This is a genomic window from Bdellovibrio sp. CKG001, from assembly GCF_055397465.1.
In genome coordinates, this window is sequence record NZ_AP029173.1 from 2153099 (window position 1) to 2168318 (window position 15220).

The window sequence follows — 15220 nt, forward strand, 5'->3', positions numbered from 1 at the left end:
GTCTGACCTTACGGTGCGGTTACTGGCCGCGCTGTACTGTTGACGGGGCTGCTTCCCAGACCGAGCTTATCAAGGTCCGCCTCAAAATTGGCGTTCCCTCCCCAACATTTCAGCTCGTCGGCCTCTGTAACTCCGCAGGTGTAAGTATGCCCCGCCGAGATCATTTTATAGCGAGCACCGTCAGAAATATCCACGGGAGAACTGCTGTTTATGTTGGTTCCATTCCCCAACTGCCCGTGGGTATTACTGCCCCAGCACTGCACAGTTCCAGCAACAGTGATTGCGCACGTGTGTGAATAACCAGCATCGATCATTTTGTAAGTGGTTGCTCCGACAATGGCGGTGGGGACGTAGCGGCCGATCAAAGTTCCATCCCCCAATTCTCCGATGGAATTTTGCCCCCAACATTTCACCAGGTCTGCCGTTGTGATACCACAGGTGTGGAATCCACCACTTGAAACAACTTTGAAATCATCACTGCCACTGACTGCGGTCGGAACAGTTTTGTGCGTTCCCAACCCAGCCGTGCCGTCACCCAACTGCCCTGCTGTGTTACCACCCCAGCAATAAGCTTTTCCCGCAGTATTTAGGGCACAGGTGTGAATCCCACCCGCACTGACTTGTTGATAGAGTTCTGCACCAACGACAGCCGGTCCATTTTGACTGCTTAAAGACCCAATTCCAAGCTGACCCATATAATTCGCACCCCAGCACCGGATATACCCCTGCGAGTCCACCCCACAGCTATGATTGTTGCCAACTTCCAACGACGCAAACAAATGATTGTCTTTGACCGGCACGGGTTTAGATCTTGTCGTTGATGTTCCGTCCCCAATCAGACCGTCGCCGGTAGACGCCCCCCAGCACTTCGCCAGTCCATTTTCCAATATCCCGCAAGAGTGGTACTGCGAAGTGGCCACCGCTTTGTAGGTGTCAGCCCCCTCCACTGCGACAGGCGCACCGCGATTGCTGGACAATCCATCACCGATCTGATTGAATACATTGCTACCCCAGCAATAGGCCTTTCCTTGAGTCGAAACACCGCATGTCGTGTCCCAACCCGCCCAAACGCTTTTAAACTTTTCAGAGGTCAACACTCGCTGTGGGGTCAAGGCCCTAAAACCATCACCGCGATTATAATTGATGTTTCGTCCCCAGCACTTTGGTACTCCTGCAACTGTGATCCCACAGCCCACCTGAGGTCCCGTGGCAATAAATGCGAACTGATCCTCATCACTCGTCAATGTTGGCACCTGAACCGACGTGGGACTTTTTTCTTTACCGAGGTTTCCACCTTGATCATATCCCCAACAGCGAATTCTTTTATCCTGCCGCCCGATACCACAGGTATACTGCCAATTCGCTGAAATGCGATCGTACAGATCCCCTCCACTGACCTCAACGGGCGTTGCGGAATTAGGACGGGCCCCCGCCCCAAGATTCCCACCATTACCCCAGCACTTGGCTTTACCGGCTTCAGTAATCCCGCAAGTGAAGTCTTTACCCGCAGTCACAACAGAGTATCTGTCAGCGTCCAGAAGCGGCGTGGGAGTTATGCGATCCGTAGAGGTTCCATCCCCCAGCTGCGAAGTTCCATTTTCACCCCAGCATCGCACAAAGCCGCCAGTTGTAATGCCGCAGGAGTGGGACTCGCCTGCAGTCACCATTGAGTAGGTTTCCGCGCCACTAACCAGCGTGGGGCTGTAACCGAAAGTACTGCCCCAGCACTTAATAGCTCCGGCGGTCGTCACTGCACATGTATGTGATATCGAGGATGCGACCATTGTATATTTCGCAGTGTCGTTCACGGCCGTCGGCACCAATCGATCCGTCCCCGTGCCATCGCCCAGCTTGCCACCTAAGTTTTGCCCCCAACACTGCAAATCACCACTCAGAAGGACAGCACAAGTGTGATCTTGCCCCACGCTGACGTAACTATAAAGACCACCACCGGCAACCAAACTTGGCGCTGTTCGATCTATCAGCGTGCCATCGCCCAACTGTCCCGCAGCGTTTGCACCCCAGCATTTTAATTGTCCATTATCGAATAACATACAGCTTTGCGCCAGCCCCGCACTGATCTGCACCACCGAGGGCGACTCTTCATCACGAACAAACCTTCTTATGATCTGATATTTCCCCATCCGAGTTCTTAAGCCCGGGCCAGACAAATCCACGATGGCCACCTGGAGGATCTTCGATCCGCCTGCGGCGGCATCCCCTTTATAGGTGTATTGAATCATCCCACTTTTTTGACCTTTAGGAATAACCAAAGTCCCCGTTGCGGGCAGATTGTGATGCGTTGGATTTTGTGCCGTGGATGAAACACCCGACAAAGCATACTTGACCGTGACATCCACGGCTGCAGGTTGATTCAGGACCACCTCAATTTGCTGAGTGCTCGCGGAGTTTCCTTCCAAGACCATATCCGACGGCTTCGTGAACGACGCCAAGATTCGGCTGGCGGGGAAGACTCCGTCCTTGCGATAGAAATACCACAGGTGCTCTTGCATCCCGGCCGCCATGGTGTATTCGATGCGCAGTTGGTTGATTCCGTATTTGAATCGGGAACCGTTTGTTAAATCCAAAGGGATCACAAAACGATTGTCCACGCAGACGACGGAGGGGGCCTGGAACTCTCCAGAAACATCCTTGACCTGAACGGTGGCACCATTTTCAGAGCAGTACCCCTGAAGACTGAAGGCCGCCAGTTCGTTGTCATAATAGCCGACGAAAGGGGCATTATAAATTCGCAGATCCCCTGAGCGCTCTTCCCGTCCCTCGTGAAATGAAGCAAAGGCCTTTACATCGTCCAAGACCATGCCGTTCCCGCCCCCTGCGATGAGTGGCACAGAGTCCGCCGCTGCTGGCACTGAAACCTGACTGCGTTCCGCCAGTTTCACAGAATTCAAGTAAGCAGACACAACACCGGTGCTTTGATCCACCTCACAGCCAACATAGTTCACTGCCAACCACGGGTATCCCGACAATTCAAAAGAAGGAGTCGCAAGATTCGCGGCGGATCCGACAATGACCTTAAAAGTCCCACCTGAGTACTGAAAAAAGCAACCAATCATTTCGCTTGTGGCCGCCTTAAAGTAAGGCAAGAGGTAAAAGACCTGATCCTGAGATCCATCCATTCTAACGGAAGTCTCAATATAAGTTTTGGCAAGGTCAGCAAAAGCCACGGGATTGTTAGGAGCCGCCACCACGAGCCCGGAGTTTTCAGCTACATTCAGCTCTTGATTTATCAGGAAGGATTCCCCCAACGGAGAACTCATCCATTTTGTATTGGAGATCAGAGGCTCGTCAGAACGATTGAAGTCGTCTTGGAAAAGTGGCGTGATTTTATCTATCGGAAAGGTTCCCAGGGGAAGATCTTCAACCTCCCGTTTAGACAAAAGGTCTTCCAGATCAGCATCCAAGGTGCAACCCGACGCCAACAGCGCCATGATAATCCAAAGAACTAAAGGTGACCTCAAACGCTCCAAGTGTACTCCTAAGGACAGACCCTAATACTTTTCGGTTTCTGCCCTTGTGCACTGAACTCTTTGGCCCCCTTAATTCCGTTCGATGGAACAACTTCGACTGTCTTGATTTGAGACAGCCGCTGTATTTTATACTTTGGCACTAAATCACTTCCCCCTGAGCGCTGTTTTTTGATAAAACAGCGCCCATTATGAAAAAGAACCTTTTGTCAGTATTGGTTGTGGGGCTTTCATTGGTGGGTTGCAGCTATCCCATGGAAGAGTTGGGTCTTTTTAAGACCGGCGGTGCTGAGCTGAGCTTTGCCAAGGCTTTTCAAAACAAAGAGCTGTCCTTTGAAGTCGTAAAACAAACTTCTCTCAGAACCTGCCTGGAGTGCCATTCTTCGGGTGCTCGAGCCATGGGAACGGCGACTCAAGTGCTGGCGCAAAAAACAGAAATCCTGGATGTGATTCATGCCGGGACCATGCCACCACGTTCTGGTGGTTACAGCCCTCTGAATTCCTGTGAAAAGCAAATTCTGGAAACATGGCTGGAGGATCAACTGCACAGTCGTGTTTCGACACAAAAAGTTGGCGATCTGTCTGCTTGTGCGGGCGCGGAAGCTCCGAAAGAAAAAATCAAAACAGATCTGAAAAAATTAGAGCTCAGCTATGCCAATCTGAAAAAAGAAATCCTGCAGCCCAAATGCATGGTCTGCCATACGGCGGAAACTGCCAAACGCACTGTTTTGGATGAGGTGGAGAACCTGCATGACCGCAACCTTCTGGCGGAAACAGCCGAGGACAGTATTCTTTATCAGGTCACCGTACCAGGTATGAACAAACGCTTTATGCCACCCCAAAGAGGCAAAACAATTCTTCCCCCTTTGACGGCGGAAGAACTGGATTATATGAAGCGCTGGATTGAAGCGGGTGCGCCGAAATAGTCTTATTTCTTGGACATCAACTTATTTGAAGTTTCTTTGATCCAAGTCATATAAGCATCCACTCGTGAATAGATCGAGAACTTGTCACACTTTGGACTGAGCAACATCACAGCCGCATCCCCGCGGCTGGCAACTCCTGCCAGATACAACTGACCATTCCTTTCGACATAGGCCGGGCCACCGGAATCCCCACTACACACTCCCTTTTTCAGGGATTGGCTTAACATCAACTCGGTTTGCCCGTGACGGGCTTGACTCATTTTCAATTTAGTTGTGCGCAGAATGCCAGCACCCTTCTTCACACCTAAGGCCCAATTCAAACCATAACCCGCAACCACCACCTCGCCGCCATCTTTCAACGAGGTGAAGTCCTCCAAAATAGCTGCTGGCTTGTAGCCTACGGGCAAATAAGTATCCCTAATACGAACCAGGGCAATATCAGCAGTGTCTATTCTGCGGTTGCGATCATAGTCTTCGTGTCGCAGGGCTTTGATCGCATACTGTGAGTTGTAAGAGTTCATATTTTTAACATCGTTGGTGAAAAAAACCATCAACCCGGTTGAACCCGGCGTCACACAGTGGGCGGCTGTTAAAACCAATTCTCTGGAAATCAAAGTCCCGGTGCAAAGAGACCCCGTCATCTCGTCATAAAGACCTACCGTGGAAGTCATCACCACACTGCCCTGCTCGACTTTCTGGCCGCCGATAACACCGGTTTGTGATTCATCTGTCAGAACCTCTGCCGTATTGTGCTGAGCACAAGCTACCAGCATTGCCGCCGCTAATATTGTCAAAGAGAACTTTTTAAACATGGTCGACCTCTTGATTTGGAAGACCTAGTTTTACCAGAGTTTCAAAGGGAATTGGGTAAAAATATACAAGGTGACGTTTATTGTTCGATGTCTGAAAGTTCGTCAGCTCCGTAACGAGCTATTGCATTTTAAGGAATTATTCAAGCTCTCCCAGCAGGAACTTCATCTGCTGATAATCTTGCGCTGCCACCAAAGATCCTTGCCCCTTACTGGAGGACACCTTTTTTATTTCTGTGGTCTTTGCTTTTTTCGGAGCCCCTTTCGGTTTACCCCTGACAGATTGCGCCGCCGGAAGACCCGACGGGTCCCACTTTTCAGATATGGAATGACCGGCTAAAGATTCTTTCATCGGCGATGATTGCAGTTCAGTCCCCGATGCAACCATCATAAACCTGTACTGAATCACTTCGCTGTTATTCAACCAAAGCTCTGTACAGTAGCGCACTGATTTTTTTGTGGAGATCATTTTCAATGCGTGCTTTTGCACAAAACCGAAGCTGTCCGTGACTTCAATATAAAAAGCGGCCCCTGCCTGCAAGCTTGCATCCAAAAGCTCCACGTTGGTGATCACCTTATCACCAACGGGTTGGGTTGAATCTAAAAACAGGGGATTGTGCTTCTTCAAGCCCACATTTCCTGTGCCAGATTGGCCAATGCCAACCCTGCCGGGTTCTTCGGAGAGAACTCATTTACTGGCAAATGCTTGTGATGAGCTTCTTCGACGGCGATAGATTCCGGGATATAATTGTTGAAGACCGGAATCGTGTAGTTCGTGCGCAGATCACTGATGACCTTTTCAACAATACGACGGTTGCGGTATTTGGAAATAATGATACCACGCACATTGATCTGATGCCCCAGGCCCGCTTTGATGTTTTTCAAAGTATCCAGGATCAGATCAATCCCCTTCAAAGAGAAGTATTCCGGACAGATCGGAATCACGATGTCCTTGGAAGCAATCAATGCATTCACAGTCAAAAGACCCAGGGATGGTGAGCAATCAATCACAACGATGTCATATTCTTCTTTAATCTCCGCAAGGGCCCTTTTCAGGATGCTTTCGCGGCCAAATTTGGAAGAAAGAATGATTTCAATACCGCTCAGCATAATTTCAGACGGGATCACATCAAAGCCAAACGACGGAGAATGAACCACGGCACTTTGAGCTTCCACTTCGCCGGTGATGACGTCGTAAATGGTGTCTTCAAAGTCTTCATCGCCGAAGATCGCCCGTGTTGCAGAAGACTGCGGGTCCAAGTCGATCAGAAGAACTTTCTTGCCTTCCTTAGCCCATTGAGAGGCCACATTAATAGCTGTGGTGGTCTTTGCCACGCCACCTTTTTGATTGATGAATGATACTACGCTGCCCATGCACTATTCCCTTCGTGGAATGATAGATATTCAATACGTAAGTCTAGCTATTTTTGAAAATATGGGAAGCGTGATTTGAATTCACGACGCACGCAGAAAAAAAACTCTCTAACCCCGACGAACGATCCCACTATGACTGAGAAGTCTTTGCCCTCGGCGCCCGAGACAGTAGCTGTCTGTTTTTATTCCTCCACTAAGAACTTCAGAATTCATAATCATAAAATTATGTTTCCACGTATGCACTTCTCGCCGGGCATTTCGCATATACCAACTGGTCGGATAATTCAGACTGTGCATGGCGCTGGAAGTAAATTCATAGGTGCGATACCCCAAAAGCTCGGGTTCGATTCGCAACACTTCACTAAAGTGCACATCTCCAGAAGCGAAAACCACAGGAGCCTCGGTCTTACGCAACTTACCTGTAAGATCCGCCAGATTTCTCATGTATTCCTTTTGAAAGGATTCATTTCCCACATAGGATGAAAAATACTGACTGCCATTCATCAACCACGAGGGCTTGTCATTTTCCTTCAGGCTTGCCAACAACCATTCTTGCTGTGCGCTCCCCCACATCATTCCGCCGCTATGGGGCTCGTCCCGGAAATAGCGGTCGTCCATCAAAAAGAATCGCTGCCCAAATCCCGTCAGCACCGCCCCGACTCCATGCCCTTTTTGATATCCAGCCACTGGCATAGAACCGAAAAAACATTCAAAGATTCTTTTGGATAGTGTTTTTAATGAATAGTACTTGTTCTGGTTGTTTTCACCATAATCGTGATCATCCCAGGTCGCCAGGGTGGGAATCAGGCGAGGTTGTCTAAAGTGTGCCAAGGTCATGCGGGTTTCACAGTGACGCCGCCAAAGGTCCCTTTCGCTGCCGTCACTGCCCAGGTCCACATAACAGGAATCCCCCAAGACAAACACCATTTCAGGAAGTTCCGCAAACAGGCGGTCCCACATATTGCTATTCTGGTGGTGATAAAAATCACAGGAACAACTGATGATCGCAAAGCGCAGCTTCTTCTTGCGATTCAGCGGCAGACTTTTAAAGATCCTTTCATCCAAAACTTTGCCACGATCCTTATCGATGACCTGCAGGCGGTACAGCTGGTCAGCCTGCAGTTTTTCCACGATTAACTTGTCAATACCGTACCAGGAGTCCTTGCGATGCTCTTCATCCCATTTTCTGATCGACAAATCCTTACCCTGAAGATCCTTCACCCGATAGGCATAGGGATTTTTGCCTTCTGTCAGAACTGTGAATTGAGCGGATATTTCGTTGGTCATATTTTGACAAACAGGAATCACCCCCGTGTAAAGATCTGATTGATATTCATTACCACCCGCTGCAAGCCCCGCAGGGAGGCTTGTGTATATCAGCAGGGATTTGGTGGCATTCTCCAAGAACTTGCGACGAGAGGTGTTCATCGCACTATCATCGCGGCAAGAATCGCTTCTTGTGGAGATGCTTGGGTAAAAAACAGTGATGGCCGAGACACAAACCCCTGCCTTTATGCATAGGCAACTGCCGCTTCAGAACCAAAAGCCCCACAATCACCGACTGTGGGGCTCACACTTTCCTAAATTCTTTCTTCGCAAACTAGAACAAATAACTCGCCGTCAAGCGCACATCACGACCCGGCTCAAAGATCGGATTCAAGGCGCCTTGAACTTGGTAAGGTGTTCCTTGTGCGACATACTTTTTATCGAAGATGTTCAGCACAGAAATACCCACACGAGTTCTTTCATTCGGCATCCAGCTTGCGGCGATGTCGTGAATATCATATCCCGGCTGTTCAACAGAGCCAGAAGGAACGTCCGTTAGCTCCATCGCGACCAGGCTGTCCCAAGTCAGAAGTACGTTGTACCGACTGAGCTTGTAGTCCACACCGAATACAAAACGATCACCGAAGGCGCTGCCTTTCGTGGAAACAGCATAACCCAATGGTTCACTGCCGTATTCCGACTTATTGTGGGAATATCCACCACGGATCACATAGTCGCCAGACTCATAGTTCGCATTTAAGTTCACACCCTGGAACTTCAAATCATCCGCAGCATTCGAGCGAGTCATAATCCCCGTCGTGCGATTGGTGCTGACTTGGATCACATCACGCATCACCGTGTGATATACCACGGTGCTCACGGTCAACCCCTGTACTTGGGCTGTCACGCCAAGTTCTGACGTATCGGCGGTTGTCCCTTTCAGATTGCTGACCGGAGCCACCCCCTTCACACCGCTCATCACATAGGCTTCCATCGGAGTTGCGCCCTTGAAGGCCTGAGACCACGACGCATAGGCCGACCATACCGGATTAAACTGATAACCCACGCGCACGTTGGGGCTGAGGTGATGCGAATTCAGTTTTTCACTGGCAACATCTTCCAGCTCATAGTTGTCGTAACGAAGACCCGCCGTCAAAGTCCAAACTGGTGCTGGACGGTAAACCCCTTGAGTGAACAAACCAAAGATGCGACCGGTTTCAGACTCCGTGCCGGTTGCACGATGCCCCTCGGAACGGTCCACGTTATAGTCCGTCCCCACCGTGACTGAATTCAAAGAACCCAGAACCATTTTATTGGAAATCTGCCCACCGAAGCTTTTCGCTTCCGCTTCAGATTTGGCAGTGGTTGTTTCCTGACTCATCTTGGTTGATGTCGTATAGACTTCAGAACGCAAATTCACCCAAGGGGTCGTCGGATTGTAAGTGTGTTGCAAAGTATAGGTCTGATTGCCGAATTCCTGATCGTTCGGGGGATTGAACGGCAGATCACCAAAGTGATTGCGCAACGAACGACGGGCATTGTCCTCGCGCACGTTGGCGGACAACGTCAGCTTTTGTTCATTGCTTGGTGTGAAAACGATTTTTCCCAGGCCACTTTTCGGTTTACCTGCGGTAAACCCAACGCCATCTCCGCCGCCAGCGTGATAGTTGCCGGACTCTGCGAAATTTCCATACAGAAGGAAGCTGACGTTATCCAAAGGTTTACCAAAAAAGCCCAGACTTGCCCATTTTTCGTCGGCATTCGTTGCATAGCGGGCTTTCACCAAAGCGCCATAGCGTTGTCCTGGCAGTAAAAGATCTTCCGCATCTTTGGTTGCAAAACGAACGGCTCCCCCCAAAGCTCCCGGCCCGGAAAGTGCGTTGCCTGTTCCAGCATCCACGTCAATTTTCTTCAGCAGCTCGGGATCAACACTTAAGCGGCCTTGATGATGAAAAAGGTAACCACTTTGACGGGCCCCATCGACAGTCACATTCAACTGAGTGTCCTCGACACCACGAACGTAAACCTTTTGAGCGCTCTTCTGACCTCCACCGACCATCACATCGGAAACCCCTTTTAAAGATTCCTTGATGTCTTCGGCCTGCGTTTGTTCAATTCGCTCTGCACGCAAAGTGGTGCGGGTTTTAAGCTCTTGATCGTCTTTGATAACCACCGCATCCAGTTCGGATACCTGACTGGCAGAGTCCTGAGCCCAGGCCATCCCATGCAGACTTAAAACAGATGCGAGAATAAGGCTTTTAATAGCCATCGTTGTTTTCATTCGTAAAACTCCTCAATAATGGAATTTTCTTTAGTGCCTAAGCACCCTGGTTGACAACGATTCCCCCCTGTCAGGGGTTGATTGAAAAAGAACGGAAATTCAAGGGAAAACAAGATGATAAAACGAGCCCCTATCTAATAACTAGCTTGGACTCCAAAGGTTTTTCCCTTGGTCTGACTACGCCTTCGACAGACTTGGAAAGCTTTACCTTCAGAACACTGAAGTCAGCGAATTGTCGTTTTTTTTGCTAAATTGGCGTCTTATGAATAAGGCCCTTTCCTCTTTGATTTTAGTACTGCTTTTTATATCCACGAACGCCTTCGCCAAGGGCCTTCCCGCCTGCTTCGATCGCAAAGACCGTATCGACTTCAATGAAAGTCAGGTGCTCGCGTGGAAAGAGTTCACCGAAAACAAATTTCTGGCCCGAGCCTTTGTGCGCGGGATCGCCGTGCGTCTGATCGAAGATCGTCAAAAACACATTCATATCGAAGTCGATCTGGACAAAGACATGAACACCATCGACGACCGCGTGGAAGTGATCTACAACACCAAGTTTGGCACTCTTCCTGACTTCCGCTATGGAGATGAAATCATCGCCTGCGGAGATTTTATCAAGGACAGTTATTCCCCTGTCGGAGCCGTCATTCACTGGTTGCATCTGAATCCGAAAAAAGGTCCCCATGAAGACGGTTTTATCGCCATCAATGGCCAGGTCGCAGGACTCAGTCCGGAAAAGAAGTAAGATGAAATCCCTACTGCCTCATGCCTTTTTGCTTTCTTTGGGTCTTGCGGGTTGCTCCCCGAAGTCCGATACGGCGTCCCTTGAATTCATAGACACCACAGCCGTGATCTATAAAGGCGACACCCGGCAGGAGATATCTTCACGAAACACGGCCGAGATTGCCTTTGCCCGAGCCGTCGCCGCCATGTTCAGTCCGGACAAGCTAAAAAATCTTTCTCCGACCCGATACGCCTTAAAAACCTATCGTCTTTCCCAGGCCTATCCCCTGTGCCCCAATGAGCGCTTCTTAGAGCAGCCTTTGCTGGGTTACTGCACAGCAAGCCTGATTTCCCCCAACCAAGTTCTGACAGCGGCTCACTGTGTGGATTCAAAAAATAGTTGTTCTGAGGCGCACTTTGCCTTTGGCTGGGATCAGGAAAAAGCCACCACGCTTGAGATCTCTGAGTCTGAAATCTACAAATGCCAAAGGATCCTCAAAATTGAACAGAGCACCAAAGGCATGGACTATGCGATCATAGAACTGGATCGCCCCGTTGCAGATGTGACCCCCTTGAAAATTGCAGAAAGCACGGCGACTTTAACCGCAGGCACCAAGCTTTTAAGCCTGTCCTATCCCTTGGGACTTCCGCTTAAAAAAGATGTGGCGACCGTCCTTTCAAATGACATAAGTCGAATGAACTTCAAGGTCGAAGTGGACACCTTTAAAGGCAGCTCGGGTTCGCCCCTGATCAATTCACAAGGTGAAATTGTGGGAATCTTATCCAGAGGAATGGATGATATTCTGGAAGACGATATTTACCGCATTCAAAAAGAAGGCGGTTGCCTTAATTTTAACACTTGCGCTGCGGGCACCTGTTTTGGCGAAACTTTCTTCAAAGTTGACCACATTGACCTTTAACAGATTCAGTTCTCCGTTTTAGCTTCACCCACCGAAATGACCCTACAATAAGGGGCATGAAAGAGAAGCAATTGCCCGGGTGGACGTGGGTCGTCCCGTTCTTCATTTTATTTGCAGGCACCCTCTTGAGTCTCTCCTTTAAATCCACTCAAGGGGTGTATTGGATCTACTTTCCAATCAACCTGGGCGTGGTCATGGCTCTTTGGTGGGGGCCCCGCGTTCTTTCTGCTGTGTTTGTTAACGCTCTGATTGCCATAACTCTGTTTGATATTCCCAACAAAGCTCTTTACCCCCTCTATGCCTTGCCAGAAACTCTGGAAGTTCTTTTGTCCTGGGTACTGGTTCGCGAGCGCTTCAAAGATTCCCGCGGATGGAAACCCAGCCCCAAAAATCTTAGTCTGTACTTTGTCTATGGCCTGGTCATTCCGTCGCTCGTTTGCTCGATCGCAATCCAGGGCATCTTCACACTCACCGGTTTTCAAAACCGGTCCGTCTTTTTCTGGAATACACTCACCACCGCCGTGGGCGATCTTTTAGGAGCTGTTTTCATCAGCATTCCCGCGCTGATCTTAGTATCACCCTGGCTCAGCCATAAAGGTCTGTCGCTCTTTCCCTTTAAGGCTCTGCCGCCCCTGCACTGGAATCGCCTGGTCAAAAAAGAAAAAGTGGTCTTTGCTGTCATTCTGAGTTCGATGTTTGTCCTGGCGATCGCCACAGACTTGCCGAAAACATGGTACGTCTATGGCATTGTGATGCTGGCCTCGTCGGCCTGGTACGGGCTTTATGCCGCCTTAGCCGTGAACACATTTGTGGTTTTTCTGACTGTGATTCTGCCTAAGATGCTGAACCTGCCCTGGTCTTCAAATATTACCGAAATTCAAAACCCCGCCACACTGCTGACTTTGTGTTTCTGTTCTTTAATCACAGGCTCTGCCGTCACAACCTTAATCGGAAAGATCCATGAACTGAGCCAAACTGAGCGACTGTTAAAGGCGGCCAAAGAACAGGCCGAAGAGGCCAGTCGCGCCAAGTCCGAGTTTCTGGCTCGAATGAGTCATGAAATCCGGACTCCTCTGAATTCAGTTCTGGGCATGCTGGAGCTTCTGCGGGAAACGCAGCTGTCAAAAGATCAGGAACGCTATCTGACCTTGTTCAGTCATGCCGGGGAAAATCTCAAAGCTCTGATCAACGACCTTTTGGACTTTTCAAAAATCGAAGCCAAGGCCCTGACCGTCGAAGATGTCAGTTACAACATTCACAGCACAGTTCGCAGTGTCTTTGAAATCCTGCAAATCAAAGCGGAAGAAAAAGGTCTGCACTTTGAACTGATCCTATCCAAAGAAGTTCCCCCCTTGCAATGGGGTGACCCCACCCGGCTACGGCAAGTGCTCTTTAATTTGATCGGGAACGCTTTAAAGTTCACGAACGAAGGATCTGTCACAGTGAAAGTGGATCTGACCAAAGATGGTGCTGAAAAACTTTTGATCGAGGTTCAGGACACCGGCATCGGCATCCCCCGTGAAAAGCAGTCCAAACTTTTTTCACCCTTCTTTCAAGGGGACCCCACCATCACCCGCAAGTACGGCGGTACAGGTCTGGGTCTGGTCATTTCAAAAAATCTGGTGGAAATCATGGGCGGCACCATGGAGATGAGAAGCCTTGCTGGACGCGGAACCACGTTCCGCATCACCCTGCCCCATCGCCCGGACTTTTCCAGCAATATCGAAAAGCAGAGCAAATCCTCCCCCGTCTGGACTCAACTTAAAAGCGGGCAACGCTTCCGCATCCTTCTGGTGGACGATTCTGAAGACAACCGGGTGTTGATGATCCACTACCTCAAAAGCCTGCCCTTTGACTGCGAAGAAGCCGTCAACGGGCAGGAAGCCGTTGATAAATTTAAAGAGAATAAATACGACCTGATCTTCATGGATATGCAGATGCCCATCATGACCGGCTATAAGGCCACTGAAATGATCCGGCACTATGAGGCTGAACAAAAGAGGACTCACACCCCGATCATCGCCCTGACAGCGACAGCGGTTGTCGAAGATTTGCAGCGAGCCCTTGCCAGTGGCTGCGATTCCTATGCCGTTAAACCCGTGAAGAAATCTGAAATCCTGGATATCCTGGCTTACAACCTGACGACAAAATCACCCAACAAAGAAGCCTTTAAGGAGCCTCCTTCGCCCAGTATCTGAGTGCGAATCAACCCGCGGACTCGCCCACGGGTCTGTAAAGTCTTATAGAAATCTTCTTGTTCCTGGGTGGATCTAAATTCACTGACCACTTCAAAATCCGTATCCACCGGGCGCAGATACTGAATTTCACCTTTGGCAATAACGATATTTTCGGTCGGTATCTGATGTGCCTTCAGCCCGGCCAAAGCCAACGCATATGCTGCCAAAACCCCGCTGGCATACAGGCTTCCACCAAAAGCCGTGCCTTTGTGGTTGCGGTTTTTTTCCAGGGAAACTTTAAAGCGAACGCGCGAAGCACTGATCTCTTCCACGGTAATGCCAAGATGCTCATAAAGAGCAATCTTGTCTTTCAGAATGGCAATCAGCTCTTGCGGGTTTACTTCCATTGTTCATAGCCTCCGGCAAAGTTGGCAGCCTTTTTATAACCCAGATAATTCAAAGCATACACCACGGCTCCAGAACGCACACCGTGATTGCTAAGAACCAAAATACGACTGTCTTTAGCTATGTTCTTTTCATAAAGCAGACGCTCAATCTTTTTCTCAGGAAGCCCTTTTTCACCGAAGAATTCTTTCCATTCGATATTAACAACGGCCGCCTTCACCGACTTTTCCATCGAAATATTGCGAAGGGCGAATTCCTGACTGGAACGCACATCCAAGACCACCACCGGTTTTGAATTTTGAATCACCTCCGCCTTGAAGGTTTTCAAATCTACGACAAGCCCTTCGGCAACCTCTGGTTTCCAGTAAGGTTTGTTCTTCACTGCAGGGACTTCACGGTTCGGGTTTGTGTTCATTTCACGATAGGATGTATGCAAAAGAGTATAGACGTTCCTGACCCCCAGAACCTTCAAAGTCCAGGCGATGCGCCCCTCTTCCCCGACGCCTTGCGGTCCTTTACCTAAAACCACAACCGGTGTTTCAGGATCTACCCCCACCAATGACAAACGCCTAGCCAAGGCAAAAAGATCCGCCTGCAACAATCCACGAGCGCGCGGATTGGCTTGAGAGAAATCCTCCCAACGAACATTGATGGAACCAGGCACATGCGCTAGGTTGAATTCAAATGCAGGACGCGCATCCAGAATCACCGGATTTTGCTTCATCAGACGCTCGGCTGTGACGTTTTCACCCATCACAGGCTCTTCAACAGTCACCTTCGTCGGCTTCACCTGGCAGGCTGTCAGACCCACAATCGCCAAAAGGAAAAGGAACTTTTTCATATACACCCTCTTA

The 15220-nt window shown here is 49.5% G+C and carries 12 protein-coding genes; 4 read left to right on the forward strand and 8 right to left on the reverse strand.

Going from position 1 to position 15220, the window contains the following annotated elements:
* Positions 1–8: 8 nt before the first annotated feature.
* A complete protein-coding gene (locus ACZ50P_RS10340) occupies positions 9–3482 on the reverse strand; it encodes an RCC1 domain-containing protein (protein ID WP_464130963.1) in 3474 nt (1157 codons plus the stop codon).
* A 197-nt stretch (positions 3483–3679) separates the two neighbouring features.
* Between ACZ50P_RS10340 and ACZ50P_RS10345 the strand changes: the two genes are divergently transcribed.
* Positions 3680–4414 (forward strand): hypothetical protein, encoded by a 735-nt coding sequence (locus tag ACZ50P_RS10345; RefSeq protein ID WP_464117125.1) that lies wholly within the window; start codon positions 3680–3682, stop codon positions 4412–4414.
* 2 nt (positions 4415–4416) lie between these two features.
* Here ACZ50P_RS10345 and ACZ50P_RS10350 read toward each other — a convergent pair whose 3' ends face one another.
* The 5 genes from ACZ50P_RS10350 to ACZ50P_RS10370 all read right to left on the reverse strand — a co-directional run bounded on the left by ACZ50P_RS10350 (position 4417) and on the right by ACZ50P_RS10370 (position 10144).
* Positions 4417–5226 (reverse strand): S1 family peptidase, encoded by an 810-nt coding sequence (locus tag ACZ50P_RS10350; protein ID WP_464130964.1) that lies wholly within the window; start codon positions 5224–5226, stop codon positions 4417–4419.
* Between the two features lie 136 nt (positions 5227–5362).
* Positions 5363–5857, reverse strand: a complete 495-nt coding sequence (locus ACZ50P_RS10355; protein ID WP_464130966.1) for a hypothetical protein — start codon at positions 5855–5857, stop codon at positions 5363–5365.
* Complete coding sequence (locus tag ACZ50P_RS10360) at positions 5848–6597, reverse strand: ParA family protein (protein WP_464130967.1); 750 nt, start codon at positions 6595–6597, stop codon at positions 5848–5850. Before ACZ50P_RS10360 ends, ACZ50P_RS10355 begins: the two co-directional genes overlap by 10 nt.
* A 108-nt stretch (positions 6598–6705) precedes the next feature.
* Positions 6706–8025 (reverse strand): alkaline phosphatase D family protein, encoded by a 1320-nt coding sequence (locus ACZ50P_RS10365; protein WP_464130969.1) that lies wholly within the window; start codon positions 8023–8025, stop codon positions 6706–6708.
* 172 nt (positions 8026–8197) lie between these two features.
* Positions 8198–10144, reverse strand: coding sequence for a TonB-dependent receptor domain-containing protein (locus ACZ50P_RS10370; RefSeq protein ID WP_464130970.1), 1947 nt, complete (start codon positions 10142–10144; stop codon positions 8198–8200).
* 262 nt (positions 10145–10406) lie between these two features.
* Between ACZ50P_RS10370 and ACZ50P_RS10375 the strand changes: the two genes are divergently transcribed.
* Genes ACZ50P_RS10375 through ACZ50P_RS10385 form a run of 3 tightly spaced genes read left to right on the forward strand, consistent with a single transcriptional unit; the run spans position 10407 to position 13982 of the window.
* On the forward strand, positions 10407–10886 hold the full coding sequence (locus ACZ50P_RS10375) for a hypothetical protein (RefSeq protein WP_464117131.1): 480 nt from the start codon (positions 10407–10409) through the stop codon (positions 10884–10886).
* Between the two features lies 1 nt (position 10887).
* Positions 10888–11784: a trypsin-like serine peptidase gene (locus ACZ50P_RS10380; protein ID WP_464130972.1), complete on the forward strand. Its 897-nt coding sequence runs from the start codon at positions 10888–10890 to the stop codon at positions 11782–11784.
* A 56-nt stretch (positions 11785–11840) separates the two neighbouring features.
* A complete protein-coding gene (locus ACZ50P_RS10385; RefSeq protein WP_464130974.1) occupies positions 11841–13982 on the forward strand; it encodes an ATP-binding protein in 2142 nt (713 codons plus the stop codon).
* On the opposite strand, the gene ACZ50P_RS10390 is transcribed toward ACZ50P_RS10385, so the two are convergent.
* Positions 13916–14368, reverse strand: coding sequence for a YiiD C-terminal domain-containing protein (locus tag ACZ50P_RS10390; protein WP_464130976.1), 453 nt, complete (start codon positions 14366–14368; stop codon positions 13916–13918). The genes ACZ50P_RS10385 and ACZ50P_RS10390 overlap by 67 nt on opposite strands.
* Positions 14359–15207 (reverse strand): sulfurtransferase, encoded by an 849-nt coding sequence (locus ACZ50P_RS10395; RefSeq protein WP_464130977.1) that lies wholly within the window; start codon positions 15205–15207, stop codon positions 14359–14361. Before ACZ50P_RS10395 ends, ACZ50P_RS10390 begins: the two co-directional genes overlap by 10 nt.
* Between the last annotated feature and the right edge of the window lie 13 nt (positions 15208–15220).

Excerpts from the sequence above, each read along its gene's own strand:
- ACZ50P_RS10345 (WP_464117125.1), top strand. The coding sequence starts at position 3,680 with ATGAAAAAGAACCTTTTGTCAGTATTGGTTGTGGGGCTTTCATTGGTG.
- ACZ50P_RS10350 (WP_464130964.1), bottom strand. The coding sequence starts at position 5,226 with ATGTTTAAAAAGTTCTCTTTGACAATATTAGCGGCGGCAATGCTGGTA.
- ACZ50P_RS10360 (WP_464130967.1), bottom strand. The coding sequence starts at position 6,597 with ATGGGCAGCGTAGTATCATTCATCAATCAAAAAGGTGGCGTGGCAAAG.
- ACZ50P_RS10365 (WP_464130969.1), bottom strand. The coding sequence starts at position 8,025 with ATGAACACCTCTCGTCGCAAGTTCTTGGAGAATGCCACCAAATCCCTG.
- ACZ50P_RS10370 (WP_464130970.1), bottom strand. The coding sequence starts at position 10,144 with ATGAAAACAACGATGGCTATTAAAAGCCTTATTCTCGCATCTGTTTTA.
- ACZ50P_RS10375 (WP_464117131.1), top strand. The coding sequence starts at position 10,407 with ATGAATAAGGCCCTTTCCTCTTTGATTTTAGTACTGCTTTTTATATCC.
- ACZ50P_RS10380 (WP_464130972.1), top strand. The coding sequence starts at position 10,888 with ATGAAATCCCTACTGCCTCATGCCTTTTTGCTTTCTTTGGGTCTTGCG.
- ACZ50P_RS10385 (WP_464130974.1), top strand. The coding sequence starts at position 11,841 with ATGAAAGAGAAGCAATTGCCCGGGTGGACGTGGGTCGTCCCGTTCTTC.
- ACZ50P_RS10390 (WP_464130976.1), bottom strand. The coding sequence starts at position 14,368 with ATGGAAGTAAACCCGCAAGAGCTGATTGCCATTCTGAAAGACAAGATT.
- ACZ50P_RS10395 (WP_464130977.1), bottom strand. The coding sequence starts at position 15,207 with ATGAAAAAGTTCCTTTTCCTTTTGGCGATTGTGGGTCTGACAGCCTGC.